This is a genomic window from Paludisphaera borealis (assembly GCF_001956985.1).
GTDB classification, from domain to species: Bacteria; Planctomycetota; Planctomycetia; order Isosphaerales; family Isosphaeraceae; genus Paludisphaera; species Paludisphaera borealis.
The window spans coordinates 2,973,348-2,997,648 of record NZ_CP019082.1; the positions used below are offsets into that span (position 1 = coordinate 2,973,348).

The 24,301-nt window shown below is 66.1% G+C and carries 19 protein-coding genes; 7 read left to right on the forward strand and 12 right to left on the reverse strand.

All coding sequences use genetic code 11. The features are described from left to right. Window positions 1–68 precede the first annotated feature (68 nt). Both BSF38_RS11535 and BSF38_RS11540 read left to right on the forward strand, forming a co-directional pair. A complete protein-coding gene (locus BSF38_RS11535) occupies window positions 69–1,919 on the forward strand; it encodes a tetratricopeptide repeat protein (protein ID WP_076345734.1) in 1,851 nt (616 codons plus the stop codon). 113 nt (window positions 1,920–2,032) lie between these two features. Beyond that, window positions 2,033–3,535 (forward strand): hypothetical protein, encoded by a 1,503-nt coding sequence (locus BSF38_RS11540; protein ID WP_076345736.1) that lies wholly within the window; start codon window positions 2,033–2,035, stop codon window positions 3,533–3,535. 235 nt (window positions 3,536–3,770) lie between these two features. Here BSF38_RS11540 and BSF38_RS11545 read toward each other — a convergent pair whose 3' ends face one another. Next, window positions 3,771–4,397: a methyltransferase family protein gene (locus tag BSF38_RS11545; RefSeq protein WP_076345738.1), complete on the reverse strand. Its 627-nt coding sequence runs from the start codon at window positions 4,395–4,397 to the stop codon at window positions 3,771–3,773. A gap of 259 nt (window positions 4,398–4,656) precedes the next feature. On the opposite strand from BSF38_RS11545, the gene BSF38_RS11550 reads away from it, so the two are divergent. Then, window positions 4,657–5,067 carry a VOC family protein gene (locus tag BSF38_RS11550; protein ID WP_076345740.1) on the forward strand — a complete coding sequence of 137 codons (411 nt, stop codon included), beginning with the start codon at window positions 4,657–4,659 and terminating at the stop codon, window positions 5,065–5,067. A gap of 159 nt (window positions 5,068–5,226) precedes the next feature. After that, the gene (tnpC, locus tag BSF38_RS11555) at window positions 5,227–6,669 is read left to right on the forward strand and encodes an IS66 family transposase (protein ID WP_076344478.1); all 1,443 of its coding nucleotides are present in this window, start codon (window positions 5,227–5,229) and stop codon (window positions 6,667–6,669) included. A 25-nt stretch (window positions 6,670–6,694) separates the two neighbouring features. Here the strand turns inward: tnpC and BSF38_RS11560 are convergent, their stop codons facing one another. Then, window positions 6,695–7,066: a hypothetical protein gene (locus BSF38_RS11560; protein WP_210405711.1), complete on the reverse strand. Its 372-nt coding sequence runs from the start codon at window positions 7,064–7,066 to the stop codon at window positions 6,695–6,697. Window positions 7,067–8,235: 1,169 nt separating this feature from the next. Between BSF38_RS11560 and BSF38_RS11565 the strand changes: the two genes are divergently transcribed. Continuing rightward, entirely contained in the window at window positions 8,236–9,639 is a 1,404-nt protein-coding gene (locus BSF38_RS11565; RefSeq protein WP_076350774.1) for a spinster family MFS transporter, read from the forward strand. 8 nt (window positions 9,640–9,647) lie between these two features. Here the strand turns inward: BSF38_RS11565 and BSF38_RS11570 are convergent, their stop codons facing one another. From BSF38_RS11570 to BSF38_RS31335, 7 genes are all read right to left on the reverse strand, one after another. Beyond that, window positions 9,648–10,763 carry an RMD1 family protein gene (locus BSF38_RS11570; RefSeq protein WP_237170850.1) on the reverse strand — a complete coding sequence of 372 codons (1,116 nt, stop codon included), beginning with the start codon at window positions 10,761–10,763 and terminating at the stop codon, window positions 9,648–9,650. Further along, window positions 10,760–12,601, reverse strand: a complete 1,842-nt coding sequence (locus BSF38_RS11575; protein ID WP_076345744.1) for a serine/threonine-protein kinase — start codon at window positions 12,599–12,601, stop codon at window positions 10,760–10,762. The genes BSF38_RS11570 and BSF38_RS11575 overlap by 4 nt, the downstream gene beginning before the upstream one ends. 123 nt (window positions 12,602–12,724) lie before the next feature. Continuing rightward, window positions 12,725–13,840: a molybdenum ABC transporter ATP-binding protein gene (gene modC, locus BSF38_RS11580; RefSeq protein ID WP_083712879.1), complete on the reverse strand. Its 1,116-nt coding sequence runs from the start codon at window positions 13,838–13,840 to the stop codon at window positions 12,725–12,727. Continuing rightward, window positions 13,837–14,508 carry a molybdate ABC transporter permease subunit gene (gene modB, locus BSF38_RS11585; protein WP_076345746.1) on the reverse strand — a complete coding sequence of 224 codons (672 nt, stop codon included), beginning with the start codon at window positions 14,506–14,508 and terminating at the stop codon, window positions 13,837–13,839. The genes modC and modB overlap by 4 nt, the downstream gene beginning before the upstream one ends. Beyond that, window positions 14,498–15,343: a molybdate ABC transporter substrate-binding protein gene (gene modA, locus BSF38_RS11590; RefSeq protein ID WP_076345748.1), complete on the reverse strand. Its 846-nt coding sequence runs from the start codon at window positions 15,341–15,343 to the stop codon at window positions 14,498–14,500. The genes modB and modA overlap by 11 nt, the downstream gene beginning before the upstream one ends. 192 nt (window positions 15,344–15,535) lie before the next feature. Next, window positions 15,536–16,318: a PEP-CTERM sorting domain-containing protein gene (locus tag BSF38_RS11595; RefSeq protein ID WP_210405712.1), complete on the reverse strand. Its 783-nt coding sequence runs from the start codon at window positions 16,316–16,318 to the stop codon at window positions 15,536–15,538. A gap of 518 nt (window positions 16,319–16,836) precedes the next feature. Beyond that, on the reverse strand, window positions 16,837–17,085 hold the full coding sequence (locus BSF38_RS31335) for a hypothetical protein (protein WP_168189275.1): 249 nt from the start codon (window positions 17,083–17,085) through the stop codon (window positions 16,837–16,839). Between BSF38_RS31335 and BSF38_RS11600 the strand changes: the two genes are divergently transcribed. Beyond that, entirely contained in the window at window positions 17,068–18,483 is a 1,416-nt protein-coding gene (locus BSF38_RS11600) for a hypothetical protein (RefSeq protein WP_237170851.1), read from the forward strand. The genes BSF38_RS31335 and BSF38_RS11600 overlap by 18 nt on opposite strands. A gap of 90 nt (window positions 18,484–18,573) precedes the next feature. Here the strand turns inward: BSF38_RS11600 and BSF38_RS11605 are convergent, their stop codons facing one another. Next, window positions 18,574–19,698: a WD40 repeat domain-containing protein gene (locus tag BSF38_RS11605; RefSeq protein WP_083712881.1), complete on the reverse strand. Its 1,125-nt coding sequence runs from the start codon at window positions 19,696–19,698 to the stop codon at window positions 18,574–18,576. 597 nt (window positions 19,699–20,295) lie between these two features. On the opposite strand from BSF38_RS11605, the gene BSF38_RS11610 reads away from it, so the two are divergent. After that, complete coding sequence (locus BSF38_RS11610; protein WP_076345754.1) at window positions 20,296–20,538, forward strand: hypothetical protein; 243 nt, start codon at window positions 20,296–20,298, stop codon at window positions 20,536–20,538. A 39-nt stretch (window positions 20,539–20,577) separates the two neighbouring features. Here BSF38_RS11610 and BSF38_RS32450 read toward each other — a convergent pair whose 3' ends face one another. After that, the gene (locus BSF38_RS32450) at window positions 20,578–23,682 is read right to left on the reverse strand and encodes a protein kinase domain-containing protein (protein WP_076345756.1); all 3,105 of its coding nucleotides are present in this window, start codon (window positions 23,680–23,682) and stop codon (window positions 20,578–20,580) included. Beyond that, on the reverse strand, window positions 23,672–24,301 hold the full coding sequence (locus tag BSF38_RS11620; protein WP_076345757.1) for a sigma-70 family RNA polymerase sigma factor: 630 nt from the start codon (window positions 24,299–24,301) through the stop codon (window positions 23,672–23,674). Before BSF38_RS11620 ends, BSF38_RS32450 begins: the two co-directional genes overlap by 11 nt.

Consider the following 24,301-nt stretch of genomic DNA (forward strand, 5'->3'; position numbering starts at 1 on the left):
TTGATTCTTATCGGAACTCCAGAATGGCTACCACAAGGGCGCGACCACGATTCGGGAAGCGCGTCGGGGTGGCCTGCCTCTTCGGGTCGGCGGCGATGGCGTTTGGATTCGCCGCATTCCTCGCATCGAACTACATCGACTCGGCCTGGCGGCTGGCTCGCGGCCGGGCGGCGTATACTCGAGGTGAATGGGCGGAATCCGTCAAAGGGGCTCGGGAAGTCCTCAAGAAGGACCCGGGGAATCAGGGCGCGCTCGTTCTACTCGCCCGATCCTTCGCCCGCTCCGGGCGTGACGACCAGGCGCTGGCGGTCTACCAACGAATCGACTCGGCCGCCCTCGAGTCTTTGGACTATCTCCTCATCGGCGACGGGTGCTCGAAATTGGGCCAGGAGCCGATGGCGGTCTCGGCCTGGCTTGACGCCGAACGGCTCGCGCCCAACGATCCCCAAACCCTCTTCCGGCTCGCCCTTTACTCTCACAAAGAAAAGCAGCCCCTGGAAGCGCTTCCGAGGGCCCGAAAGCTCGCGAGCGATCCGAAACTCGGCCTGCGCGGCGCCTGGATCGAGGCGCGGATCTACAGCGATCTCGACGAGCCCGAGTCAGCGTCAACGCCACTTGAACGAGTCCTGAAAGTCGACGCCCCGAGCCTGCGGACGATCGGCATCGAGCGGTCCGAAGTCGCCTCGCTCGCGGCCCGCGTCAACCTGAGGCTGGGGCGGCCGGAACGGGCCCTGGAGATCCTCGACTCGGCCTCTGGGGGCGAACGGAACCGCGAGTCGCGATGGCTTGCAAGCCGCGCCTTTCTCCAGCAGGGCAAGGCGAGCGAAGTCGCGTCGGCCCTCGCCGCCGTGATCCCCCCCATGCCTCCGCTGGCCCGCGAGCCCGCCCCCTATACCAGCGCAGTGAGCTGCCGGCCTTGCCATGCTTCGATCTACGAGTCGCAGCAGTACAGCCGGCATGCGCTGACCTTCCAAGATCGTTGGAAAAGCCCGACCGCCTCAAAGCACAAAGCAGAGGGAGAGATCCCCGACCCGATCTCGACCCGAGTACGCCATCGATTGACGAACGACCACGGGACGACCACCCTGGAAACGACGGTCGACGACCAGACTTATCGCGCGATCGTCCAGTACGTCCTCGGCTCGGGGAATCACGGCGAGACCCTCGTGGTGAAGGATGCGCACGACGAACTCCGCGAGGGCCGCGTCTCCTATCATGCGAAGCAAGAAAAGTGGAGCAAGACGATAGGTCACACGGATCTCCCCCCCGACGCGATCGGCTATCTGGGTCGTCCGATCACCGAGGACTTCGCTCGAAAATGCGTGCACTGCCACACGACGACCGCGTCGTCTGTATTGACGCCGGCTCCGGAACGTCCCCATGACCGCGGGATCGGCTGTGAACGCTGCCACGGCCCTGGAGGCAACCACCTCAAGGCAATCGCGCTCGGGCTTACCGACCGGGCTATCGTCAGGCCGTCGGCTGCGACCGCGGACGAAGTGACGAACTTGTGCGCCCAATGCCACAGCCCTGTCTCACCGACGATGTCGCCCGACTCCCCCGACTTCATCAGGTTCCAGGCCCCGTCATTAGTGAAGAGCCGTTGCTACAAGGAGAGCGGTTCATTAAGTTGCGTGAGTTGTCACAACCCCCATCAGAACGTCGCGACCTCCTCAACCGCCTACGAGGCGGTCTGCCTCAAGTGCCACTCCGCGACCAAAGACGCCGATCCGACGAGTCGGGGGGCGAGAGACGCCTCCATGGGCGCGATATGCCCCGTGAACCAGACGGAAGGGTGCCTGAACTGCCACATGCCCAAAATTCCCGAGGCCGTCCCGAACGCGGAGTTCACCGACCATTTCATCCGGGTTCGAGAAGACTCCAGCGCCGGCGGCCCTCGGCCCAATCGCCGGCAATGATCGAATCGTCATGTCGCGAGATTGCACGGGGTACGGCGGAATGGCATCAAGTTTAGCGCAAGTTCCTTTCGAGAATACGTCGCAGCAACACGATCCCAACGGAGAAACTGCGGATGTCGATCGCGCGGATGGATTTGCGCTCCAGCCGGAGCCGACTTATCGGGCGACTGGCCAAACCGGGCGTCGCGCTACAGGTCCTGCTCCTGGCCTGCGGCCTCAACGCCTTTGAACCAACTCACGCTCGATCGGCCGTCTGGTTCGCGCGAGCCAAGGCGACCGGCGACGGGACGGACATATCGACCCCGATCGGCTCCTTGGCCGCTCTCGAGGCGGTTACCAAGCCGCGCGACGTCATCATGCTGCTGCCGGGCGAGGACCCGCTGGACGGCGGCCTGGCGTTGAAGCAAGGTCAGACCTTGGTGGGAATCCAGGTCGACCGGAAACCGTCGATCACCAACAGCTCCGTCGAGCGGAACAGCGGCAACGGCCTCGTGCTGGCCGACGACTGCCAGGTCATCGGAGTGCGTATCGAACGAACCAAGGCGAGCGGCGTCCTCGGCGTCGACGTCACCGGCGTCAGCCTCATCGGCGTCGACATGGACGACGCCAATCAATCCGCCGGCCTCACCACGACCGAGGTCGGCCTGCTTGGCCCGATCTCCCACGCGGGAGTGCTGTTCATCTCGACCCAACCCGGCAGGAGAACCGAGAATCGCCTCCTTCGATGCAACATCAATCGGGCGGCCGGCCTCGGCGTCGGTTCGTTCGCATTGAAGGGAGCCACCAGCCGCCTGGTCGTCGACCACTCCCGAGCCGAAGGCGGCCTGCCCAGCTCTCCACTATTCGACATCGGAGTCATGGCGTTCGCCGAGGGCAAGGGCTCGGAGGCTCAGCTCGAACTTGCCGACGCAGTGGTCAGTGGCCGCATGAGCCAACAGGGCCGCAACATCCTCGTCTTCGCCAGCGCCGACGCCAGGGCCAAGGCCCGGATCGAGCGAACCACATCGGGTGAATCGGGCCAGGACGGCGTCGTTGGCGTCGCGTCATCGGTCCCGGCGACGGTCGAGATCGAGATTCGCGACTCCACGCTCGAGAAGGCGGCGCAAATGAATCTCGAAGGGTCGATTCTCAACCTACCTCCGTCCGACCCGGCCCGAGCCGGCGAAAGCCTTGTCTCGATCAACGTGCAAGGAAGTGTCATCCGCGACGTCGGCTTCGTCGACGGGTTTCGCGGCGAGGCCCAGAACATCTGGCTCGCTCCCTCGGTGATCGACAAAAGGCCGTTCGCCAAGGGGCGCTATCGACTCTCTTTACGCAACTCCATCGTGGAGAAAGCCCTCAAAACCGGCATCGGCGTCGGCAACGTCGGCGAGGATTTCGGGATCGCGCCCGACGAAGGCGAGTACGACGTCGTATTGAGTGAGAACACGATCCGGAACAACGGCCAGTCCGACGTCACCATCGCCGCCTCGAACGCCCTCATCGACGCCCGACGTAACGACTGGGGCGTGCCGACGGGACTTGCGGACAGTCGCCTCGTCCTACTCGGCAACGCGAAACGGTCGCAGCTCAATGCGTCGCAACCGCTCTCTCGTCGGCTGGATCAGCCCCGATGAGACAGCGACCGGCGCGTTTCCCGGCTCATTTCTTTGGACGTAACCCTCCACACGCCGAGGGCGACAAGCGTACGGAAACGTATAGAGCCGCGAAGATATCTCCCGAGCGCGTCAGCCGATCCGACCGAAGCGCGCTACCCAACGCCCCCGCTCATCTGCCGGGGCCAACTCCGCGGCCCAGGTCAGGTTCAGCGTCTGATTGGGCTGCTCTGTCGGACCGACGTCACGCTCACGACTACCAGACAAAGGGAACCAGTTTCCGCACGCGGCGTGAATACTGTTCGTACTCCATCGGACACTCCTTACGGAGCGCGGCTTCCTCAAGCGGCAGTTTCTTCATTAACCGGTCGATTCCATATACAAAGATCAGCGCCCGCACTTCACCCAGCGCGATGATCATCCCCAACTGAGCCACGAGAAGCCCGAGGTAGATCGGATGCCGAACGATCGCGTAGGGGCCTCGTCGTACCAAAGCATGCGCCGGTACGATCGCGACATCGCCGCTCCAGCGTTTCCCCAGAGCGCGTCGCGCGCAGATGCCAAATCCAACGCCGGCCACGCACATCGCTGCCCCGGCCCATCGCACCGAAGCCAACGGCGGAAGCAACCGAAGACCGAGAATCGGGACGTCCGCCAAGGGCAAGCAGTAAAGCAGGTGGGGGAAGTTCGTCAGAATTCGTGATCTCAAGGAAGCGACGCGGCCGTTGCCCGCCGGCGCAATCTTCCGTCCCGATAGATGCCACACGAGATCAACTGATGCCCAACAACCGATCGTGACGAGCCAGGGAACACTGACGTCGGGAACCGCGCCAGTGGCCGCATATGCAGCCCATATGACGACGATGGCAATCCAGATTCGCATTTGAGCAGCCTACCGGAAATGGGGGCGCTCCTTTCGACTCGACTTCGACCACAAAACGTACTGTAATCACGTAAGATCGGGATTGCCAGCGGCGCCGCCGGCTCGCCGGGCCGCTAGGTGCGTCGGTCCGACACATCGACGCGTTTTGGGGGGCCTTCGGCCGTGAAGTGGAAGTTAGGCTTCGTACCGCCACACTCGGATCCTGCCTGAGCAATTATCCCCCCGGCTCGTAAACGCCTACCTTTAGACGGAGTTTCTCATGCGTCCTCAACCCCTGATCGCAGTACGTGACGTCGAAGCAAGCAGCCGATGGTATCAGCGTCTGCTCGGCTGCCAGAGCGCGCACGGCGGTGCGGAATACGAGCGGCTGACCGCAAACGGCGTGTTGATCCTCCAACTGCACAGGTGGGAGGTCGACCACCACCACGGCCCGATCGGTGATCCGGACGCGAAGCCCTACGGCAACGGCGTTCTCCTGTGGTTCGAGATCGACGACTTCGACGCGGCCCTCTCTCGGGCCGAATCGATGAAGGCCGAAATCGTCCTGCCGCGCCATCGCAATCCGCCGGACGGCAACGGCGGTCCGAACCACTGGGAATGCTGGCTGCGCGACCCTGAAGGCTACACTGTGGTGATTGCGAGCCCGGACGGGTCGGCGGCTGACGCGTGAAAGCGCACCGACGAAGGGCCTTTCGTCAGTTTTGTGAACGTGCATGAAGCTGCATCTCGCGGAGCCTGCCTCCCACCCAGGCGGGGGGTTGTGAACGTGCATGGTAAGCGGTCACGGCCTGGTATTGAACTTTGCCGTTGAGGGCGCTATACCGTCGTAATGACGAACGCGCCGCCGATCCCCGAGGAGCTTTGGAGTAAAGTGCCGCCTGACGCGCAGGCGGCCGTCGCCGCCGTGTTTCTGGCGACACAGCGGCGGATCGACGTTCTGGAGCGGCGGATCGCCGATCTCGAGGCGCGGCTGAACCAGAACTCGACCAACTCGTCGAAGCCGCCGTCGTCGGACCCGATCGGGGTGAAGCGGAAGCCGCCGGCGCCGCCGTCGCGACGCAAGCGGGGCGGACAGCCCGGGCATCGCAGGGCGGTCCGGCCGCTGGTTCCGCCGGAGCAGCTCGACTCGTCGACCGACTGCAAGCCGACGTCGTGCCGGCGGTGCAAGGGGCCGCTCGACGGCGTCGATCCGGCGCCGTTGGTCCATCAGGTCGCCGAAATCCCCCGGTTCGATCCGTGGGTGGATCAGTATCGGTTGCATCGTCTGACCTGCCCCGGCTGCGGCGCGTCGACTTGCGGCACGCTCCCCGAGGGGGGCTCCGCGAGTTGTTTCGGCCCGCGGCTCCAGGCGGTGCTGGCGACCCTGGCCGGGGCCTATCGGCTGAGCAAGCGGCAGATCCGCCAGTTGGCCGGCGACTTGCTGGGGCTGTCGATCTCCACCGGCATGATCGCCAAGTTGGAGCGGCGGTCGGCCCTCGCCCTGGCCGAACCCCACCGCGAACTGGCCGCGGCGGTCCACGAGGCGGCCGTGGTCAACGTCGACGAGACCGGCTGGCGCGAGCAAGGCCGTCGGGCCTGGCTGTGGGCGGCGACGACCCCGACCGCCACGGTCTTCGCGATCGCCGCGAACCGCTCCGGCGAGGTCGCCCGAAGCCTGCTCGGCGACAGGCCGGACCGGACCGTCGGCAGCGACCGCTTCAGCGCGTACAACTGGATCGCCGCGGCGGACCGGCAACTGTGCTGGAGCCATCTCCGCCGCGATTTCCAGGCGATGATCGACCGCGGCGGGGTCGGCGCGAAGTTCGGCGGCCGGCTGCTGGGGTTGTCGAACCGGCTGTTCCGGATCCATCGCAAGGCGCGCGACGGACTGCTCGGCGGAGCGACATATCAAAAAGCGATCGGCGGTCTGGAACGGCTGGTCCACGCGACGCTGGAGGCCGGCGCGCGGTGCGCGAGCGAGCGGGCGGCCGGTACGTGCTCGGAGCTGTTGCGGCTGGAAGCCGGGCTGTGGAACTTCGCGCGGCGGCCGGGCGTCGAGCCGACCAACAACGTCTCGGAACGCGCGGTGCGTCACGCCGTGATCTGGCGACGGATCAGCGGCGGGACCGCCAGCGCTTCGGGGAGTCGGTTCGTCGAGCGGATGCTGACGGTCGTCGCCACCTGCCGACGACAAGGCCGCAACGTGCTCGACTATCTGACCTCCGCCTTCCAGGCCCATCGCGCGGCCCTCGCCGTCCCATCGCTGACCCCGCCCTCAGTCGGCTCGCGCTGATTCAACAGCGCCGACCCGTGAACGGTTACCGTGCATGAAGCTGCATCTCGCGGAGCCTGCCTCCCACCCAGGCGGGGGGTAACGCGAGCACGACGAGCGCAAGGGGGTACCAGGAGAGACCAGCGGTCGTATCCGTGTTCCACGTCGTCACGGCACCTAAAATACTCACGACCAGACCCACGATGCCCAACGCGAGAGCGTGCGCCATGGGCCGATCGGGTGCGAGTCTGGCCGCAAGGTAGCTTCCAAGGATGGCATAGAGAGTGCGATAGATCGTCGCCAGCAGGAAAAGTCCGTCGGTCATCGGCTGGCCGTGAGCCGGAAAGACGCCGGTCGCGATCAGCGCGGCGTCTGTGCCGATGCTGAGCACGACGATCACGACGATGCCCGTGATCACGGTGCCAAAGCTCTGGACAGGTCGTCGGGGACGGGGGGGTTCGCTCATGCTCGCCTCAGAAACGGGTGGCTCAAGACGGGCTTCAGGGTGGTGAGATGCTCGATACGAATCGGGGCCGGGGACCCCGGCTGCAATCCGGACTTGTGACGGCCGAAGAGTCGTCGATGCTGGCGGACGAAAAACAGTGACGTAGCGCTTTTAGGATGTCCGGCCGCCCTCGGACCAGTCCGACCCCGACGGAATCAGGTCGTATATTCATGATGGGACAGTATGCGGTTCGCCCCGGCTCTTTTTCAATTCGAGCGTGACGCGATCGAGGTTTCCACCTCCGATGCCGGCCGCAGTTGGGGGCGTAAGCGATGCGACGGCGAAAAGAGCGCGATCGAAGCCAATCAGCCGGCGGCGCGGGCGCGGATCGAGACGGCCGACGAACGAGGACGAGGCGAGGACGATCGGGGTCGAAAACTGCGTGGTTTCCGCGCGATCGAAGCCAATTCATGCCCCCCTCGCAAACACTTGCCAATACAGGCTTTCAGAACGGTCGAACGGCGTATTCAGCCCGTCGAACAAAGCCAGTCCGAGCGAGACGCGGAGCTTCCCGTCGGGCGGTTGGAGCGACCAGCGGACCAGGGTGCCCCTGCGGGAACGCAGAATGCCGGACATGGGAAATCCCGCGCGAATAAACCCAATTCACGCCGGGCTCCGGGCGGTGCGGGGACGGGCCGCGGTCGGAGTCGGCCCGAGGGTGCTCCGAGCCCGCCGCAACGTGCGAAGGAGCCCGTTTTCGGCGCGATCGAAGCCAATCCAGAAAAAGATCACACCAAATTGCAAATACAGGACTTGCGTCTTAGAATCGACTGTTTTTCGGTTGTAAACGAAGCCAATTCGGGACCGGCTTTGGGGCGACCGCTCGGGTCGATCACGTGGGAGTTAGGATGGGTCGAGAGCGGCGAACCGCACCGGATTTCCGGTACCCGAGCGCGGGGGACGGAGGGTGATTCCAGCGCGAACGAAGCCAAACGCGCCGGCGGCGGTGGGGGTCGGGTCGCGCGGGTTGGTTGCGGTTGCGGCTTCGGCTCGGTTCCACGGCTCTCGCCAGTCGATGGGGGAGCGTGTATAACACAATGCTTAACCCTGAGCGTTTTCTCATCGTGAGGCTTTCCTTGAAGATGCCGTCTCCCCCTTCCAGCCCGGTGGGCGCCGCGTCCGTTCGCAAGAGCTTCCTGCCGACGATCGGCGGTCCGTACTTCGCGCTGGCCGTCTTGTTCGGCATGAACCTGCTGAACTACATCGACCGATACTCGTTCTTCGCGGTCGGGACGCAGATCAAGGAAGACTTCAAGATCGACGACTTCTGGTACAGCGTACTGGGGGTCTCGTTCATGATCGTCTACACGATGGTCTCGCCGGTGATCGGCTGGATGGGGGATCGTTACAACCGTCGGATGCTGCTGGCCGGCGGCGTCGGCCTCTGGAGCCTGGCGACGGTCGGCACCGCGTTTTCGCTCGACTTCAACCATATGTTCTTCTGGCGGGCCCTGTTAGGAGTCGGAGAGGCGAGCTACGGCGTGATCGCCCCGACGCTGATCGCCGACCTGTTCCCGGTCAGCAAGCGGGGCCGGGCTATGGGGATCTACTACCTGGCGCTGCCGCTGGGCGGGGCGCTGGGGTACGGGCTGGGGAGCTGGATCGGCGAGGAGCTGGGCTGGCAGAAGGCGTTCATGATCGTCGGCTTCCCCGGCCTGATCGCGGCGTTTCTCGCCCTGGTGATCCACGACCCTGGTCGGGGGACGACCGAAGGGGGCCATGAGACCGAGAAGAGCGAGCGCCCGGGCCTGGCCGAATACCTCAACCTGTTCAAGATCCCGACCTACGTGTTCAACACCGCCGGGATGGCGGCGATCACATTCGCGACCGGTGCCTACGCGGTCCACGGCGCGAACTTCTACCAAATCGTCCGGGGCATGACGATGAAGGAGGCCGGCATGTCGATCGGCGGGCTCACCGCGCTGGCGGGGCTGCTGGGGATCGCCCTGGGGACCTTCCTGGCCGACTTCTCCCTGCGGTTCACCAAACGGGCCTATCTGCTGCTGGCGACCATCGTGACCACGGCCGCCGTTCCCCTGGGTCTGATGGCCGTCCTCGAAGCCGATCGGGCCGTCTCGCTGTCGCTGCTGTTCGGGGCGATGATCCTGCTGTCGATGGTCCTGGGCCCCTGCAACACGGTCATCGCCAACGTGGTCCCGGCCAACAAGCGGGCGTCGGGATTCGCCCTCTACATCTTCCTGATCCACGTGTTCGGCGACATCAGCTCGCCCCTGATCCTCGGCTGGATCTCGACCTTCTTCGGCAAGCCCAGCGTCGCCGGCTCGTGGGTCGGCAAGTTCTTCGCCTCGATCGGCGCCGCGCCGATCGGCGATGAGAACCTGACCGTCGCCATGCTCGTGGTCGCGCCGGTGCTGGCCCTGGGAGCCGTCTTCTTCCTGCTGGGCTCGCGATACCTGCCGCGTGACCAAGAGCAGGTGCTGCAAGCCGGCGGCGCCGGGGTCGGAGAGCCCGTCTTCCACCACTGATCGGATAATCAGTGCTTCAAGAGGGCCAACAGGATCTCGACGGTGATCAGCAGGACCACGGTGATTTCGAGGGCCTCCATGCGGTGGCCGCCGGCCTGCTGGATGAGGAGGTCGTAGACGTCGCCGACGGTTTCGAGTTTGCGGCGGATCGACTGCTGCCAGCCGCGGAGGTGGAACCGGCCCGAGGCGAGTTCGAAGACACGGGACAGGTAGTGGTCGCCGATCAGCTTGAGGGCGTTGTCGACCCGCTCGAAGAGGCCGGCGGCCTCGATCTCCAGCTCCCGGACCTGGCGGACGGCCACACCGTGGGTGTTCCAGCCCCGGACGAGCGACCGCCGGCGGTCGGGCCGGATCAGCCGGTACGCGGCTTCGAGGCGGTCGTCGAGCCGGTCGTCGATGTGGCGATACTCCAGGAGCTGAACATTGGCGAAATCAATAACTTCCAATGTGTCAGCGCAATCGACGTCGGCGACGAATCCGGCGGCCCAGTCGAGCACCACGAGGTCGCTCGGCGTATACCGAAGCGACAGCCGGGTGGCCTCGGCGACCTCGGTCTCGCTCAGCGGCTCGGTCTCCAGCCGGACGAGGCCGGCGATCCAGTCGGCGTGATCCTCCAGCCATCGAGGCCGGCGTTCGGGGAGGTGGAACACGATGTATTCTTCGGTCATCGGGCTGAACGAGAAGTCGAAAACGGCGGATTTCAGCCGCTCGATCCAGGGTTCGAGGAGGCGATACGCGGCCTCGTTCAGCGGGGCCATGTCCGACAGCCGGCCCGCCAGGTCCGAGAGCGCCTCGGGCGAGGCGGCCAGGGGGAACTCGATCGCCAGCGAGACGGCGCCGAAATCGAACAGCGTCAGCTCGGCCCGGGGGACGCCGGTCATGACGACCTCGCCGGGCAGCCGAAGGCCGCCGGGATCGATGGGCAGGCGCACCGGAGCGGGTCGATAGCCGATCGATTCGGGGGTCCGCTTGCGGCGCGGCAACCGCCCGAGTTCGCCCTGAATCAGCTCTCGGGCCGCGTCGAGGTTGATCTCGTCGCCGACGTCGAACGCGAAGGCCAGATGCACCACGACAGGCAGAATTCCACCCGGCCGCTCGGGATCGATCGTTTGGGGAGCCGTCACGAGGATTCACTCGGCGATCGGTCGCGGGTTGCGTCGTAACCGTGGGGAAGGAGGCGAGCCGGATGTCCCCGATCTTCGGCGATCGTGAGTTCGGGATCAAGAGGCTCGCGAGGGCCCGGCCGGGCGATGGCCTGAAAGTCGACGTGGTTCAGGGAGTCGAGGGCCTCGCGATCGGTCTCACGGTCCGGCGGGGGGGGCGGCTGGTCGGCCGCCTCGATCGGCTGGTGCGTCCGCCACCAGGCCGCTGCTCGCTCGGCCGACCAGTCGTCGGCGTCGGAGCAGGCTTCGAGGGCGCGGGCCAGGCTGACGACGTCCTGGAAGCGGTCGGCCGGATCTTTCTCAAGGCAGCGCAGGACGACCTCTTCAAGGTCCGGGGGCACGCCGGGGACGACGGCGGAGAGGGGCTCGACGGGGTCGCGGGCGTGAGCGATCATCACGGCCATGGCGTCGGGTCCCAGGAACGGCGGCCGGCCGGTCAGCAGGTAGTAGGCGACCGCGCCGATCCCATAAACGTCGACCCGCGCGTCGGGCTCGTGGTTCCTGACGATCAACTCGGGCGCCATGTAGAGGGGCGATCCGGTGACCACGCCTTCGAGGGTCAGGACCGACGACCGCTCGTCGTGGATCGGTTTGACCAGGCCGAAATCGAGGATCTTGGCGACGTCGTACTGTCCGCCGCGGTAGGCCGCGAAGATGTTGGGAGGTTTGAGGTCGCGATGCACCAGGCCCGCCTGGTGCGCCTCGTTCAGGGCGCCGCAGGCTTGCCTGAGGAGGTAGATCACCCGCCCCGCCGGCAACGGCCCGTGACGGTCGACCAGTTCCTGGAGGCTGCAACCGGGAAGGTACTCCATCACGTAGAAGAACGCGCCGAGGTCGGTTCGGCCGTAGTCGTAGACCTCGACCGTGTTCCAGTGCGACAGCCTGGCCGTCGCCCGGACTTCCAGCTCGAACCGCGCCAGGGCCGTCGGGTTCTGGTCCAGCTTCTCGTTGATCAGCTTGAGTGCGCACGGCCGCTTCAGCAGCGAATGCTCGGCCAGAAAGACGTCGCCCATACCGCCGGCCCCCAGCTTCCGGATCAGCACATACTGATTCATCTCGCGAGAATGGAGGACCTCGGCCCGGTATCGGTTGATCGTGTGAGCGCCGTAGACGGCGGTCGAGGCGGCAAGGGTCAGGAGCAGCGCGTGTTCACCGAGGTTCTCGAAGCTCAAGGCCGGATGCGTACCCAGGAGCGCCCGAAATGCAGGCGTGGTCAGGGCGAGGGCCGACGGCGCGACGAGCAGGGTCAAGGCCAGCGGCGCGATCATCCTGGCGGCCCGCCTCGCGTCGTTCGGGATGAAGATCGCATACGTGTAGATAATCAGCAGCATGCAGGACAGGGCGCTTTTGAGGAAATCGGCCAACTGCCAGGCGCCGTCGGCCTCTACGCCGAGCCGCAGTCGCATCCCCAGATAGATGGCGATGATGAAGTAGACGCCGACCCCTCCAAAGACCACGGCCTCCATGATTCGAAGCCGCCGGGACGAAGGCTTCCACCCTGTCGAAAGCAGGGCCGTCGCGGCCATCAGCATCACCACGACCACGCCTTGCAGGTGGAGGATTCCGGTCAGTACGCCCGGACTGAAGGCGTTGACGACGAAGAAGGCGAGGAAGCAGAGCGACAGCACGAACACCGCCGCGCGAAGCCGACCGTGGAGCACGTCGCGGATCTCGGACTCGCCCCGGACGCCGGCGCTGGAAACGACCCGACGCCGCGGCGCGAAGCTGTCAGGACACGACGTCCCGGCCGACGGGCCGGAGGGAACGGGCCGATCTCCTGGAAAGCCGGCTCCGGACATGGGACGCTCACAAGAAAGGGGGCTGCCTCGTCGGCTCCTCGAGATCGTGCAAGCTCGACGACATCATCACTATACCAACACGACCCCGAAAGCCGCGCCCTCGGGAATTCCCATCAGACGATTCTACACCCGATCCGGTGTCGCGAGGGCGACGCGGCAACTGCGGGCCTTGATAATCATATACACCGTTTGGCCAGCCGAAAGCGCGAGTAGGCCGGACGCCGGGCCGACGGTGCTCGCCAGCCATCGCAGGTTGCCGGTGCGAACCACGATCTCGGCCTCGTGACCGTGCGGCACGACCGCCTCGACCACCCCTTCAATCAGGTTGCGGGCGCTCACGCCCGTGACCGGTTCGAGCGAGAGCAAAACGTCGTCGCCGCGAATCTCGGCGATCATGGCCGTACCGAGGGGATGGTCGACGTGCGGGACGATCAGCGAGGGACCGCCTGTCAGTTCGAGGCGGGTCGAGCCCTGGTCGGCGGCGTGCTCGGCGACCCGTCCCAGGAAGACGTTGCGAACCCCTTCGAGATGCAGAAAGCCCGCGTGCCGCGAGTTCGCCAGCACGTCGAGCGGCGAGCCCTCGGCGACGAGTCGGCCGTGCTCGATCAGGAACAGCCGCGTCCCCAGGGCGATCGCTTCCGCCGGGCTGTGGGTCACGTAAAGCACCGGCAGCCTCTCCGCCTTCTGGACCCGCCGCAGTCCCTCAAGCAGCGCATGGCGATTGGGCAGATCGAGGGCCGACACCGGCTCGTCGCAGAGCAGGAGCCGGGGCCTCGGGGCCAGCGCGCGAGCCAACCCCACCCGCTGGCGCTCCCCCCCCGAGAGCGTCGACGGCCAACGGTCGAGGAGGTGCTCGACGCCGCACAGCGCGGCGACCTCGGCAAGCCGCGACGCGCGCCGATCTCGGGCTTCGTGGTTCAGGCCGAAGCCGATGTTCGCGCCAACACGGAGGTGCGGGAACAGCAGGTCGTCCTGGAAGATCATGCCGATCCGTCGATGCCTCAACCGGACGTCGACGCCCCGGCTGGAGTCGAACAGCACGTCGCCGCCGAGCGCGATCCGTCCCACGTCCGGCCGGGTCAGTCCGGCGATCAGCCGCAGCAGGGTCGACTTCCCCGAGCCCGACGGCCCGAAGACCACGCCGATCTCGCCGTCGAGGCTGATGGTCGCGTCGACCGCGAGCCCGTGGTGGACCCGCCGGGTCACCTGAACTTCGAGCACCGGCCGTTGGTCCTTCAAAGCCGTCTCCCCCGCTCGGGCAAGGTCCGCTGCACGAATCCGAGCGCGGCGATCGAGATCAGCGAGATCCAGAGCGTCAGCCAGGCTGCCCGCGTCGAGTCGCCTTCCTGCACGGCGTCGTAGATCGCCAGAGAGGCCGTCCGCGTGAGTCCCGGAATGTTCCCCGCGACCATCATCGTCGCCCCGAAATCCCCGAGCGCCCGGGCGAACGCGAGCGCGACCCCGGCGGCCAACCCGCGCCAGGCCAGCGGCAAGGTCACCGACGTGAGGACCGACAGCTCCCCCCTGCCCAGCAGCCTGGCCGCGTCCTCCAGGCCGGGATCGACGGCCTCGAACGAGCCGCGCGCGGGGAGCAGAAAGAGCGGGAACGCCGCCACCGCCGACGCCAGCACCGCCCCCGACCAGTGGAAGACCAGCACGATCCCCAACGACTGGTCGAGCCAGCCCCCGACCCAGGTTCGCTTGCCGAGAAGCTGGAGCAAGAGATACCCGAGGACCGTGGGGGGGAGGACCAGCGGCAGCACCAGGAACCCCGCCAGGAGCCCCTTGCCCGGAAACCGTCGCCTCGCCAGCAGCAACCCGGCCGGCAACCCCACGGCGACGATCAGGAGCGTCGCGGCCGCCGCGACCTTCAGCGAGAGCCAGAGCGGGCCGAGATCATCCCCCATGCGGAGCGCCTTCGCGGGCCGCGGGCGGCTCGGCCTTCTCCCCAGAAGTCCGGAATCCGTGCGCGCCGAGGATCGACTGCCCGGCCTCGCCGACGACGAAATCGGCGAACCGGCGGGCGCGGTCGAGCTTGTCAGACTGGGCGACGACCCCGAGGCCCTGAATCAAGGGGTCGTAAAGCCCAGGATCGACCTGGATCACCTTGAGCGATCCCCCGTCGACGATCAGCGAACGGCTCACGAGCGCCGCCTCGGCGTCGCCTTGCTCGACGTAAAGGAACGCCTGGCGAACCGATTCGGCGAGAACCAGCTTGGGCCCGAGCGAGCCCCCCAGGCCGGCGCGTTCGAGAGCCTGGTTCGCGGCCGTCCCATATGGGGCGAACTTGGGATTGGCGATCGCGATCTTGCGGACTTTCGGCTTCACGAGATCGGCGATCCCGTCAACGTCGCCGCTCGCGGCCCGGTGGACGGCGAGCACCAGCGAGCCCCGCGCGTACGGCTTCACGGAACCCGCCGCGACGACGCCCTCGGTCTCCAGCCCTTCCACGAACTTCATGTTGGCCGACAGGAAGACGTCGAACGGCGCCCCCTTGCGGATCTGCTCGGCGAGCTGACCCGAAGCGCCGAAGGTCAGGACGACGTCCGCGTCGTGCGCCTTGTACTTCTCGATCAGATCCGGCAGCACGCGCTGGAGGTCGGCCGCCGCGGCGATCCGCAACGGCTCGGCCTTCTCAGCCTTGGCGGAAGGCAACAGAGTCGGCTCCGCGCGACCGCAGCCCAGCCCGAGCACGCAAACGACGCTCAGCACGTGGCGAGTCCGCAACCGGTTCAGCACCACGACGCACTCCCTGACGGATCGAGAAACGAGATCGACGCCCAGGCATCGAATCGTACGACCCGCGCCATGATCGCGTCAACCGAGCGCTCGCCTGGCCGGCGCGGGCTGGGTTCGCCTGAACACGACACGGCGGCCCCAGCAGGTCTTGGGGCCGCCGTCGTCGGGCGGAGCGTCGAAGAGCTTCCCGTTTGGTTACGCCCGCTTGCGAAGCTTGACGAACAGCGCGGCGACGCCGCAGCCGAGCAGCGCCAGCGAGGCCGGCTCGGGAACGGCGGCGGACGCGGCGTACGGCTCGTAGACGTCCGACTGATCCAGCCGGAGGGCGTAAATCTGGGAATGCTGCACGCCGCTGAACGCGATCGAGAAGCCGTCGACACCAGCGATCCCGCTCAGATCCCATTGCAGAATGTAGGTATTGATATAAAGGGGTTTTGGACCCGTCGGCGAAGCGAATTCGCCATTGTAGACCTGGTCGGTCACGAGCGACAGCGTGGCGGCAAGGTTCTGCGACCCGCCGTTGTAGCTCAGGACGGGCAAGGCGTGATTAAAAAAATCGTAACCGAAGGCCTCGCCGATCTGGATCTGGAAAACGACGTTCGCAAGACCAGCAACCGGCGTGCCGTCCTGGACGGCCAGTGTACCGCCCAGGGTGTTCTGGGCGGAGGAAAAGCCGCCGAAATAGATCGAACTCCCGCCCGGATAGGCGGCCCCCGAGAGCTTGGACAGTCCGGCGTCTCCTCCTTGACTCGATCCGATCGGCGCCGGCCAGGCGGCCGATCCTGGGAATCCGCCGTATCCGGGATTCCCCCCGGCGGTCAAGGACGCGTTCGTCCAGACGTCAGCTTCGGCGGCGCCCGGCAAGCCCGGGTCGATGATGCTCGCCCCCGGGACGAAATCGGCCCGGGCCGACGTCGTGAACAAGCCCATCGTCGCGGCGGCCATGAAGCACAAGGCGGTATGACGGAAAACGCTCATCGTTGCTCATTCCCCTCAGGTCTTAGGTGGATGCGCGGTGATCCACCGTCAGGTATCTCTGAAGCGTGAGTCGTCCCACAGCCGCGAGCCGACTCACGCGTCGTTTATGTGGAAGGGCCGAGATCGCCGCCCAACGTCGTGTCGTGGCGGCGGCGGAACTCTCAGCGTCGAAAATCACTCGAAGAGGAAGCCGTCGTCGGTTTCTCCACGCACGACCACCGAAAGCCGTCCGCTTCGACCGGGCTCCCCTTCGAGCCTCCTCCGGTGGGTCCGGAGCCAAACCGAAGGACTGTTGATACTGAGATTCAGTCTCAACTGAATCGAGGGTACCTTTGGGACCATGGTTCGTCAATAAGTTGACAGGAGGCAGCGAAGGAATCCTTTGGGGAGCGTTGTGCGCGGGCTCTGAGGAATCGGAGGGACGGCTCGGGGAGGCCGCCTGAGATTGCGATGCGCGGCTGAATCGGGTAAGACGAAAACGATCGACGTCTTCCACCCGAGCGGGTACTGGGAGAGTGTCACGAGCCGGGAGCCTCTTGCTTTTCGTCGTCGTCGATCGGCGAAGCGCGAGGAACGTCCATGCGACGGTGGCCGCTTGAAGCGGGGCGGTCGACGCGGACGCCGGTGTTCTTAGAGGAAAGGCCGCGCCAGGGATGAAGACGGAACAGTTTCTCGAACATCATGGCATCAAAGGAAATCCGTTCAGCGAAGAGGACGCGCAGACCGACACGGTCTTCAAGCGTCGATGTATGGCGACGATCCATCACCCGGCGTGGAACAAGTTCTTCGGCAGTCCGGCCGATCCCTCGACGGCGCTGGTCTTCGGTGAGAAGGGGAGCGGCAAGACAGCCTTGCGGCTGCAAGCGACGTCGGAGATCGACGAATTCAACAAGGCCAACCCTTCCGAGCGAGTGTTCGTCATCTCCTATGACGACTTCAACCCCTACCTGGACAACTTCCGGGTCGCCCTCCATTCGAACGACACGTCGCAGGTCCTCGGCCGGTGGCAGCTTCAGGACCACATGGACGCGATCTTGTCGCTCGGCGTGACGCAGCTCATCGACCTGCTGACGGCGGAGAAAATCGACCTCTCGGTCCTCAGCCTGGATCAGCGCCGCGACCTCTTGCTGCTGTCGGCCTTGTACGACGCCTCGACCGGCGAGCCGATCGAGAAGCGATGGAGCCGGCTTCGCCGTCGATCGGGCTTCCGTCCGCTCTGGAGCCGCCGCGATCTTCAGATCGGCTTCGGCACGACCCTGGCGGTCGTCGCCTTGATCGCCCTCTTCCCCAGCCTGCAAAGCTGGTCGCTGCTCCCCTGGCTGCTGGTCCCACTGGTCGCTGGCTGGATCTACTGGGGATGGCGGCTGGCCCGCGCCGAGTGGTACGCCCGCGACATCCGCAAGGGCCTGAAGGTGCTCAACCGCGACCCGTCGGCCCTACGCTGGGAGCTGCTCTGGTTCCAGCCGAGCGAACTCGGCGGCCAGCCGATGCCCACCGCGTCGCGCGGCCGGGCCGAAGAACGCTACGAACTGCTCCGCAAGTTCCAGGGCGTGCTCAACACGCTCGGCTACGGCGGCGTCGTCGTCCTGATCGACCGGGTCGACGAGCCGCAGCAGATCGAGGGCGACCCCCGCAAGATGCGCGCGTTCATCTGGCCCCTCCTGGACCACAAGTTCTTGCGCCACCCGGGGATCGGCGTCAAACTCCTGCTGCCGATCGAACTCGCCTACTACCTTGAGAAGGAAGACAAGGAGTTTTACGACCGCGCCCGGCCCGACAAGCTCAACATGATCAAGCCGCTAAGGTGGACCGGGGCTTCGCTTTACGACCTGGCAAGCGACCGACTGCGAGCCTGTCGAACGACCCCCTCGGCCAACGGCGACGCCCGCGCCGGCGACTCCCCGATCGAGAAGGCGGCCGACGGCTGGCGGCTCCGTGCCTTCGTCGACGAGACGATCAGCGACGACTACCTGAAGGACGCCCTGGGCAACCTGCGGACGCCTCGCCACCTGTTCAAGTTCCTGCACCGGCTGATCGAGGAACACTGTCACCGTCACACCGAGGACCAGCCGCGCTGGAACGTCGACTACGACACGTTCCGCACCACCTACGCCTCGTACATGCGCGACCTGGAGGCCTTCGACCGCGGCTACGGCCACGGCTGACCGGTCGGAGCCTCGCAACCGGCGGAACGATTGAGCAGGCGGGCGATGGACGTCCGCCTGCTTCATCGACCGACGCGTTCCGCGCGAGCCTCACGAGTCCTTGAGAGCGAGAGCGGACGACGACTCGTGCGGCAACACGATGCGCTTCAAATAGACCTGGTTGAAGCTTCCCGAGAAGGCGAGCCAGCGGCCGTCCCTCGAAAAATCGAGCGAGCGGACCCATCCGAGCTCTCGGTCGACCTGGCCGGCGGAGTTTCCGGTCTCAGCGTTCCAGAACCGAATCCGCTGATCGCCTCCCGCCGAGGCCAGCGTCCGGCCGTCGGGCGAGAAGACCAGGGCGTGGACTTCCGCCGCATGTCCCGGGCAGCGCGCCTTGATTCGGTTGGTAGTCAGGTCCCAGACCTCGATCTGGCGTGAGTCGGGCCCCAGCCGGCTCAGGGCGATCGTGGCTCCGTCCGGCGACAGGCTGAAGGCGTGAACTCCCCGGTTCGTCCCATCAAGGCGATCGACCTCGCGACCGCTCCGCGGGTCCCAGAACTTGAGCTCGCCGTCAAAGCTCAGCGAGATGAGCAACGAGCCGTCAGGAACGTACACCAGTGCTCGAACGACGTCGCGATGTCCGCTCAACACGGCTCGCACCTGGTCGCTTTTCGGCTCCCAGATGCGGATCTGATGGTCGAAGCTCCCCACGGCCAGACTACGGCCGTCGGGCGCGAACGCCAGCGCCCGGCATGGGCCGAACAGGGCCTTCACCTCCGGAAACGTCTGGCTGTCCCGCCAGTTCCACATCGTCAGCCCGCACAGGCCGACCGACGCCACCGTACCGCCGTCGGGCGATACCGTCGCGGCGTAGGTCTCGGACGTGCTGGGCAGGCAGGCCATCTCCTCGCCCAGACTTTGCGGCGAAGGACCAACATCCCAGAGCTTGACCGTCTTGTCCCAGGACGACGAGATCAACGTCTCACCGTCAGGGGAGAACCGGACGCTCTCCACCAGCCCGACATGGCCTCTGAGGGCGATCATCCCGTCATTCGCGGGGGTCTCGTCGGCGGCGAAGAAAACGCAGAGCGTCACCAAGACGGCCGCCCCCGCCAGCCCTTCCCATGTGAACAACGACAGCCGGACCCTTCCGCCCGACGCCCTGGTTACAGCGTGGGCGTCATCGTCCACAAACTCATCCCGCGCGTCGCGGCCTTGATACGCTCCCGATGCCATTTCCCCATCCTCCAGAGTCTTTCCCTGGCGGTGGAAAGACCACGACACAGTCGTCTCGCGAAGCCGCGGCGCGCGACCTCACAGTAATCCTCGGATCGAGCCCAGCCCTTGAGCGGCTCGCGAAGCTCAAAACCCGGAACGCCTGTTCCGCGTCGATTCGCGGGCCGCCCCGATTGCGAGCGAGCCGGGAACGCTTCTCCCCCCGCTCACGCGACGCGCCTCTCGGTGAACCTACGCCCACACCGCCTTGCCGGCGACCATCACACGACCTCATGCACGTCAACCCTAGAACACGCACGGAGCGAAGTCCTAGCTTGGTCAGCATCACATCTTATACGAAAGAATTCGGACTGAGCCCGCCCTGACCATGAAAACCCTTTCATGCATCCGATGCGCCGTTGCGAAAAAACCACATCACGGCAAATGCGGAGCGGCGCGGGGGTCGTGTGGATCGTCTGACGTGCACATGTTGGCAGTCGCGTTGCAAGAATCGCAAAGCAAGCCAATATGGCAGTCACCAGCGGCCGGCCCAATCCCGGAGATTTCACGCAACGTTTTTATTTATAATGAATTACAAGACCACAACGTCTCTGGAGCATGACCGGCTTCCACGGTATTTCGCTCCCGAGCGATCTCAACGATCGGGTTCCCGGCGTCGAGATCCGTGTCGACGTCAGCTCTCGGCTTCGAGTCCGTTTGCGAGGCGACGCCGAACATGCCAACCGTGTTTCACGGCTGATTTTCTTTGGCAGTCGGCGGCTTGCGCATCTCGATGCGCTCATCGGGCCCGTCTTCGGAGAGGAGAGCGACCAGAACGCACCGAGCGACGCGGCGCGTTAATTCGTTCCGGCGCGCCGATTCGTCGGTTGGTTGGCCAGGCTAGGCGGCGATGCGGGGCCGCGTTCTCCAGGGCAGGACGCCGGGAAAGAGGCCCGAAACGGGGTGTCGCGGTTGGACGACCGGACGGTCGGTCGGCGGCTTCTCGGCCTTTCCTTTTTGAACCGCCGGGGCGTCGGTGCTCATGGTGTGCTTGGGCAGACCGAACCACGGGTTGACGAGCGCCTCGGCGATCGTCGCCGGCGCGACCGGGGCGACGTCGGCGGTGGTCGTCGGCGATTCGCCGATCACGGATCGAGCCTCGGCGAGGAACCGCAGCAGGTCGAGGTCGTTGGGACCGTCGCGGAGCCGGCACGCCTCGGCGCGGCGGAACCAGGAGCGGGCTTCGGCGGGCGTGCCCAGCCGCCAGAGCGTCATCGCCATGAAGAAGCCGTCGAAGGCGTTGTCGTCGCCAAGCTTCAGCGACCGTTCGAACGCCGCCTTGGCCCCGCTCCAGTCGCCGTTGCGATACCGGGCGACCCCCAGCGTGTTCCAGCAGGCCGCGTCTTGTGACGCTTCTCCGGTGACGGCCTTTTCAGCGTACTTGAGAGCCTGGGCCGGGTTGCGAGCCGATTCGTCAGACGCCGTGACGAGATACCAGGCGACGTTGTTGAGTCGGATTTGCTCGAACGCGGCGCGCTTGGCGTCGTATTCGCCGGCCGTCTTGAGGGCGGCGTCGGAGTCTTCGGGGCGGTCGGTCTGCCAGTAGAGCCGACTGAGCACCTCGTGCAGCCGACCGAGTTCCCGCTTGTAGCGCGGCACGCGCGGGTAGTCGGTCGCCAACCGTTTCAGGGTGGCGATCGCCAGCTCCAGCGAGGTCTTCGCCTCGTCGTGCCGCTTGGCGTCGAGCTGAAGTTCGCCCAGCCGCGCGTGGCAGAGCGCCAGCGACTCCAGCCCGGCCGGCAATCCCGGCTCGACGGTCTGGACCTCCTCGACCAGCGTCAGCCCCTTGCGATAAGCCTGCTCCGCGTCGGCTGTCTTGCCCCCGAGGTGAAGCCAGGTTCCCAGCCCCGTGTGAGTGGAGGCCTGCTCGTTCTTGAAGTCGAGGAACGGGAGCTGCTCGGACTCGTGATTCGCCTCGATGGTGGTGAGGAGGTCGAGGGCCTCTTGCGCGTCGGCCCGCGCCCGCTCGATCCGGCCGGTGTCCCCCTCGAAGCTCGCCTTCTGGTTGAGCGCGTGGGCCAAGGCGAATTGATAGCGGATTTCGTGCGGCTTGCGAGCGACGATCTTCCGAAAGAGCTGGAGCGATTGGTCGACGGCCCACTCGCCGGGCTCGTAGACGGCCTGGCGGCGCAGCAGGTTGCCGTACTTCTCCAGGACGCCGGCGAGCTGATACAGGTTCTGGTCGTCGTCGGGCGTCTGGGCGAGCAGCCAGACCATGACCTGCATCGCCTTGCGATACGCCTCCTCGGCGTCGACGATGTCGCCGAGCGTGAGCCGGATGTCGCCGATCCGGTTGTAGGCGGCGAACGTCCGGTGGATGACGAGCGGATCGGCGTCGTTGCGGGAGGCGATCTGCTCGTAAAATTGCAGGGCCATCCGGATCAGGTAACGGTCCTGACGATCCTCTCCCGGCTCGCGGGGGAACCACGCTTCGGCCGAGTTGAGGTAAAGGTCCAGCGCGCGGTGCGCCATGATCAAGTTGTCCTGGGCCCGCCGCAGCTCGACGCCGCGCGCATCCGACTCGGCTCGGATCCTCGACAACGCCTTCCAGATCACGAAGGTGCTCATCGATAGGCAGACGGTCGCCAATACAAGGAAGGCCCCGAGCGACGCGGCGATCGTGCGATGCCGCCGGGTCCACCGCCAGGCGCGTTCCAGGGGCGAGGGGCGGCGGGCGAGGATCGGCTGATCGTCGAGAAACCGCCTGAGGTCCTCGGCCATCTCGTGAGCCGTCGCATAGCGGTTGCCCGCCTCCTTGGCCATCGCCTTCAGGACGATCGTTTCCAGGTCGCGCGGCAGGAGCGGCTCGTGGCGCGAGGGGGGCGTGGGCTCCTCGTTGGTAATCTGGTGCACCAGCATCGGCATGTCGCCGCCTGGAAACGCGGGCCGCAAGGCCAGCAGCTCGTAGAGGGTCACGCCGAGCGAGTAGACGTCGGTGCGGTGGTCGACGATACCCCGGCACGCCAACGCCTGCTCGGGGCTCATGTACCGGAGCGTGCCGACCAGATCGCCGGTGACGGTCAAACCCGAGTCGCCCTGGAGCCGCGCCAGGCCGAAGTCGGCGATCCAGATCTCGCCGCGGTCGTCGAGCAGCAGATTGGCGGGCTTGACGTCGCGGTGGACCACGCCCAGGCTGTGCGCGTGCTCGAGTGCGTCGGCCGCCTGGACGCCGAGCCGGGCGACGCCCCGGAAGAACGGCGATCCGCGCCGCTGGTCCTTTGACAGGCGGGCCGGCGTCAGCTCCACCGAGCCGGATTCGGGCCAGTCCCAGGAGTGCATCCAGTCGGGACGGGTTTCGCGCGCCTGTTTGAGATCGGTGATCACCGCGGCCAGCGATCGGCCCGCGATGTACTGCATCGCGTAGTAATGGGCGCCCGATTCGCAGCCGACGGCGTAGATCGGTACGATGTGCGGATGATGCAGGTGCGCCGCCGCCTGGACCTCGACCTGGAACCGCTGCACCTGCCTCGGGTCCATCGCCGCCGTGAACGGCAACAGCTTGAGCGCCACCCGCCGGCCCAGGGAGATCTGTTCGGCCTCGTAGACGACGCCCATGCCGCCGCGTCCCAGCTCGCGGATGATCCGGTAATCGCCCAGGCGGTCGGGAAGCTCCGGGTGGTCCCCCGCCTCGCCGTGCAGGCCGGTCGCCGCGAGGTCCTCGCCCTGAAACCAGGCGCCGGCCCCCTGAAGGCAGTCGAGCCCTTCGAGGCATTCGGCCAGCTCGGCCGCGATCGCCTCGTGCGCGCGCAAAAACGACGAGCGGTTCGGCCGCGCGCCGCGATCGCAGGCCGCCACGTAGTCTTCGAGAGCCGCGATCAGGCGATGGTCGGAGGCGGGCTCGTCCTGTTGTCCGGGACACGGGTCGAAGGCCGACGATTCGGTCGTGGTCGAGCCGCCGCTCTCGTAGAGGCGCCGACTCGCCGAAGGCGACCGTTCAAGGTCCATCGAGCACCTCCAGAGAACGCCGAAGCCGGGCCAAAGCTCTGGCCCACAGATTCTTCACGCTGTCCTCGGTCCGTCCCATCCGCTCCGCCACCTGGGGAAAGCTCAGTCCCTCAAGCTGGCGGAAGATGATGACGTCCCGGTAGTCGTTGGGAAGGCCGCCGATCGCGTCGGCCAGGAGGACGGCTTGTTCGCGTCGCGAGGCCTGGGCGCTGGGCGAACTCTGGGCGGCGACCAGTTGTCCTCCCAGCGATCGGGACGAGCGGTCGAGGTCTTCCCAGAGGTCGCGTTCGAGCCGAACGTCGCGTCGCTTGGTTCCGAAGTAACGGCGGACCTGGTTCGCCAGGATGCCGCTCAAAATCTGCCGCAGCCAGGCGAGAAATTCGCCCTCCGACGAGCCACGGAACATGCTGATCTTGCGATGCACTTCCAGCGAGACGTCCTGGACGATGTCGAGGACGTCGACCTTCCCCTGAATCCTCCGCCCGATCTGCACCCGGGCGAGCAAGGCGAGGTAGTTGTGGTAACGCTGAAGCAAAATCCCAAGGGCCGCGCCGTCGCCCGCGCTCGCCAGGTCGAGCAATCGGCCGACGGCTGCGCTCGATTCGGCGGTACGGCTCAT

Bases quoted from the DNA above. Each gene is read 5' to 3' on its own strand.
- BSF38_RS11595 (WP_210405712.1), bottom strand. From the start codon at position 16,318: ATGAGCGTTTTCCGTCATACCGCCTTGTGCTTCATGGCCGCCGCGACG.
- BSF38_RS11545 (WP_076345738.1), bottom strand. From the start codon at position 4,397: ATGCGAATCTGGATTGCCATCGTCGTCATATGGGCTGCATATGCGGCC.
- BSF38_RS32450 (WP_076345756.1), bottom strand. From the start codon at position 23,682: ATGGACCTTGAACGGTCGCCTTCGGCGAGTCGGCGCCTCTACGAGAGC.
- BSF38_RS11575 (WP_076345744.1), bottom strand. From the start codon at position 12,601: ATGTCCGGAGCCGGCTTTCCAGGAGATCGGCCCGTTCCCTCCGGCCCG.
- modB (WP_076345746.1), bottom strand. From the start codon at position 14,508: ATGGGGGATGATCTCGGCCCGCTCTGGCTCTCGCTGAAGGTCGCGGCG.
- BSF38_RS11550 (WP_076345740.1), top strand. From the start codon at position 4,657: ATGCGTCCTCAACCCCTGATCGCAGTACGTGACGTCGAAGCAAGCAGC.
- tnpC (WP_076344478.1), top strand. From the start codon at position 5,227: ATGACGAACGCGCCGCCGATCCCCGAGGAGCTTTGGAGTAAAGTGCCG.
- BSF38_RS11605 (WP_083712881.1), bottom strand. From the start codon at position 19,698: ATGGCATCGGGAGCGTATCAAGGCCGCGACGCGCGGGATGAGTTTGTG.
- BSF38_RS11610 (WP_076345754.1), top strand. From the start codon at position 20,296: ATGACCGGCTTCCACGGTATTTCGCTCCCGAGCGATCTCAACGATCGG.
- BSF38_RS11600 (WP_237170851.1), top strand. From the start codon at position 17,068: ATGGCGACGATCCATCACCCGGCGTGGAACAAGTTCTTCGGCAGTCCG.
- BSF38_RS11565 (WP_076350774.1), top strand. From the start codon at position 8,236: ATGCCGTCTCCCCCTTCCAGCCCGGTGGGCGCCGCGTCCGTTCGCAAG.
- BSF38_RS11540 (WP_076345736.1), top strand. From the start codon at position 2,033: ATGTCGATCGCGCGGATGGATTTGCGCTCCAGCCGGAGCCGACTTATC.
- BSF38_RS11620 (WP_076345757.1), bottom strand. From the start codon at position 24,301: ATGAGCCGTACCGCCGAATCGAGCGCAGCCGTCGGCCGATTGCTCGAC.